This window comes from Kitasatospora sp. NPDC058406 (assembly GCF_042722765.1).
In the GTDB taxonomy this organism is placed as follows: Bacteria; Actinomycetota; Actinomycetes; order Streptomycetales; family Streptomycetaceae; genus Kitasatospora.
The window spans coordinates 1-3,358 of record NZ_JBHXKE010000446.1; the positions used below are offsets into that span (position 1 = coordinate 1).

The following is a 3,358-nucleotide window of genomic DNA, read 5'->3' on the forward strand; positions in this document are numbered from 1 at the left end:
GTCCTCCGAGGGGGACCGGGCCGGCCGCGAGGGGCCGAGGGGGTGCCGGCGCGTCGGGGCGGGGGCCGGAGGGCTCAGGCCTCGCGCCGGCGGCGACCGCCCGGGCGGGGCGGCGGGGGAGCGTCGGCGGTCAGCTCGGAGCGGCGGTTCCCGCCGTCCCGCTCCAGCGTGCCGACGACCCGGCGCAGCAGGCCGGCCAGCTGCTCGCACTCCTCGTCGGAGAGCGCGCCGGCCACGAACGCCTCCTCCTGGTTGAAGCGCGGGAACAGCTCGGCCATCAGGGACTCCCCGGCGGGGGTGAGCCGCAGCAGCACCATCCGCCCGTCCGACGGGTGGCCGACCCGCTCGACCAGGCCGCGGGATTCGAGCGTGCGGGCGACGCCGGTGAGCGTGCCCTTGGAGATGCCGGCCTCCTCGGCGACGTACCGGGTCTCCATCTCGCCCCAGATCCAGACCACCCAGAGCACCACGAACGAGGTCCAGGTCAGCTGGGCGCCGCGCAGGACGGAGTTCTCCAGGTGCTGGCGGACGGCGGCGGCCGCCCGGTGGATGTTGGAGACGGCGGCCATCTGCGCCCGCAGCAGCGGAACCTGGCCCAGCTTGGCCAGGACGGCCCGCTCGGTCTCCTCGATGGTGCGGTTGGTCACCGGTCGTCCCTCCCACGCGGCGGGGCCGCGGTTCTGTCGTCGGCCGAATCTAGCGTGCCGGGCACTCCATTTGCACCCGTACGACCTGCGTCCGGGGCCTGGGGGTCCCGGACCCGGGGTTTCCGGGCCCGGGACGCAGGATCAGCCCGTCGTGGCCGCCGACTCCAGCAGGCGACCGCCGTTCCAGACCACGCCGACCTGCCGGTAGTAGGCGGCGATCGGCTCCTCGATCCGCAGCGCGGCGAGCTCCTCCGTGGGCGCCTCGAACAGCTCCAGCTCGGCGCTGCCGCGCCAGGCCGGTCCGGCCTCGAAGGCGGCGGCCCCGCTCTCGACCAGCTCGTCCAGCGCGAAGGCGCCCGGCCGGTCGATGGCCGGCAGCCGGCGGTGGTGGGCCATCGGGTGGCCGTTCACGAAGCCGTTGGTCGGGGACTCCTCCTCCAGCGTGACCACCGCCTGCGCGAGCCGCCGGTCGGCCGCCGCGAGGGTGGCCCCGAACCGGGCGCCGGGGGCGAGCCGGGGCGCCGGGCCGAAGGGGTGCGGGCGGGTCTGGTGGATCGAGCCCAGCTTCTTCGGGTAGCCCTGGTGCAGGCCGCGCGCGATCGCGAAGTCCTTGTCCACCCAGATGTAGACGCAGCGGGAGTAGGTCCGGCCCCGGTAGCTGCAGCGCACCACGGCGAAGCACTCCCGGTACTGGGAGCGGACCGGGTCGAGCAGCTCCGCGCCGTCGGCGGCGCAGGACTGCCAGTCGGCCCAGATCAGGGCGACCGCGCCGGGGTCCTCCTCGGCCGGCGACAGTGGCGCGGGGAGCAGCTCGGCGACCCGGGCCGGGTCGGTGCGGTACTCGATCGTCAGCAGGTCGCCCGAGTAGTGCCAGGGCGGGGACGGGACGAGGGAGGAGCGGCCGGTGGCCGTCCTGGGGTGAAAGAAGCCGTGCACGGTGGCCACGGCACCTCCTGGTTCGGGGTGGCTGGGGCGGGTGGCGGGCGGGTCGGTGGGCGCGGCGGCGTGGCCGCGGAAGCGGCGCGGCGGCGGGGGCGCGACCTGCGGGGGTTTCTCGTTTGGGGCCATACGATATGCCGCGACGGGCCGTCTGTCACCCCCTCCTCCCCGATTGCGCGGATCCGGCCCGGACTCTTGCCGAACGGGGCACCCGGGCCTAATGTTTGATCCCAAACGAGAGTCCGAGGCCGGAGCTGTCCGCTCGCCCGCCCGGACCGCAGGTGCACTCCCTCCCCCACGCCAGCCTCACGAGGAGGCCCGCAGTGACCGACCAGGTCGCCACCCCCGCATCCCCCGCCGGGACCACCCCCGACGCCGGGACCGCCCCGGTCGCCGGCCCGAACGCCGCAGGCCCGGGCGTCGCCGAGACGGTCGCCGCGCTCAAGGCCCAGGGCATCGACGTCGTCCGCGTGACCTACCCGGACCTCATGGGCACCGACCGGGGCCGCGACGTCCTCGTCGACGCCCTGCCCGACGCGGTCGGCCACGGCCTCGCCTTCTGCCGCGCGATCTACCACACCGGACCGCTCGGCGAGGTCGTCCCGGTCGAGGGCGGTCTGGACGCGGGCCTGCCCGACATCACCTTCCACCCCGACCTCGCCACCCTGGTCCCGCTGCCCTGGGAGCCCGGCGTCGCCTGGTGCCTCGGCCGCACCACCGACCCGCGCACCGGCCGCCCGGGCCCGGAGTCGCCCCGCGAGGTCCTGCACACCGTCACCGAACGCCTCGCCGGGCTCGGGCTCACCGCCGTCGTCGGACCGGAGCTGGAGTACTTCCTCTGCGACCCGGACCCGACCGCGCCGAGCGGCTGGCGGCCCTACGCGGACGCCCCGGGCAACGTCTACGCGGCCGGCCGGCGCGGCGACCCGGACGGCCACCTGCTGCGCACCCTGCGTCAGCTCGGCCGGCTCGGCATCGGCGTCACCATGGGCAACCACGAGTTCTCCGGCGGCCAGTTCGAGATCAACCTCACCCACTCCGAGGCCGTGGACGCCGCGGACCGGGCGTTCCGGTTCAAGGCCGCCGTCAAGGAGCTCGCCCGGGTGGAGGGCCGGCTGGCCACCTTCATGGCCAAGCCGTTCAACGCCGAGGGCGGCTCCGGGTTCCACCTGCACGTCTCCTGCCTCGACACCGCGGGGCGGAACGTGTTCGCCGACCCCGGCGCGCCCGACGGCCTCTCCGCCACCGCCCGGCACGCGATCGGCGGCGTCCTGCGGCACGCGCCCGCGCTGGCCGCGCTGCTCAACCCCACCGTGAACTCCTACAAGCGGTTCGGGCCGGACACCCTGGCGCCCTGGCTCATCGACTGGGGCCTGGACAACCGCAGTGCGATGGTGCGCATCCCGCCGGAGCGCGGCGGCGCGACCCGGCTGGAGGTGCGCCTGGGCGACGCGACCGCCAACCCCTACCTGGCGGTCGCCGGCCTCGTCGCCGCGCTCGCGCTCGGCGTCGAGGACGCGGTGGAACCGTCCGCGCCGCTGGAGGGCTACGGCTACGACGCCGCCAGGGCACCGGTGCTGCCCGGCTCGCTGGGCGCGGCACTGGACGCGCTGGAGGCCGACACGGCCCTCTGCGAGGCGCTCGGCAAGGACTTCACCGGGGCCTTCCTGGCCTTCAAGCGGGCCGAGCTGGAGCGCTTCGACCGCTACGTGACCGACTGGGAGTTCCGGGAGTACGGCTACCACCTCTGAGCTTGTCGTCCCACCCTGACG

3 protein-coding genes are annotated in these 3,358 nt (G+C 75.4%); 1 reads left to right on the forward strand and 2 read right to left on the reverse strand.

Annotation, left to right across the window (positions count from 1 at the left end):
* Positions 1-74 precede the first annotated feature (74 nt).
* Both ACFWOG_RS40245 and ACFWOG_RS40250 read right to left on the reverse strand, forming a co-directional pair.
* A complete protein-coding gene (locus ACFWOG_RS40245) occupies positions 75-647 on the reverse strand; it encodes a MarR family transcriptional regulator (RefSeq protein WP_355409431.1) in 573 nt (190 codons plus the stop codon).
* A gap of 141 nt (positions 648-788) precedes the next feature.
* Positions 789-1,592: an acetoacetate decarboxylase family protein gene (locus ACFWOG_RS40250; protein WP_380364650.1), complete on the reverse strand. Its 804-nt coding sequence runs from the start codon at positions 1,590-1,592 to the stop codon at positions 789-791.
* A 482-nt stretch (positions 1,593-2,074) separates the two neighbouring features.
* On the opposite strand from ACFWOG_RS40250, the gene ACFWOG_RS40255 reads away from it, so the two are divergent.
* Positions 2,075-3,337, forward strand: a complete 1,263-nt coding sequence (locus ACFWOG_RS40255; RefSeq protein ID WP_329947668.1) for a glutamine synthetase family protein — start codon at positions 2,075-2,077, stop codon at positions 3,335-3,337.
* Positions 3,338-3,358: the final 21 nt, after the last annotated feature.

Excerpts from the sequence above, each read along its gene's own strand:
- ACFWOG_RS40255 (WP_329947668.1), top strand. The coding sequence starts at position 2,075 with ATGGGCACCGACCGGGGCCGCGACGTCCTCGTCGACGCCCTGCCCGAC.